Genomic DNA, 267 nt, shown 5'->3' with positions numbered 1-267 from the left:
ATCCGACAGCGACCTACGATTCAGGATCGGGCAATCCCTCGCACGAGCGATCATCGCCGAGAGTCCACGTATCGGGTCTCGCGTTACCCACGAATTCGCGGCCGCCACTGCGCATCAGCCTGGGCGACGGCTCGTATCTCCTCGAATTCCCGCGTTTCGCGGCGATCCGCCTCGGGCCGACGTCGGGCACGCGCGAAAAGATGTGATTCGAAAGTATCCGATACGGACAGTGGCCGAGGCCGATCGACGATGCTCGACTCCGACAGC

General features: G+C 62.9%; 1 protein-coding gene. It reads left to right on the top strand.

Annotated elements, in window-relative coordinates; genetic code table 11:
• A partial coding sequence (locus OEB96_RS00125; RefSeq protein ID WP_266213343.1) for a hypothetical protein occupies nt 1–206 on the top strand: 206 nt, incomplete at its 5' end.
• Nucleotides 207–267: the final 61 nt, after the last annotated feature.

This window comes from Paraliomyxa miuraensis (genome assembly GCF_026337845.1).
Taxonomy (GTDB): domain Bacteria; phylum Myxococcota_A; class Polyangia; order Nannocystales; family Nannocystaceae; genus Paraliomyxa; species Paraliomyxa miuraensis.
The sequence above is the reverse complement of the archived record's forward strand: the minus strand, read 5'-3'. Positions and strand labels throughout refer to the sequence as shown.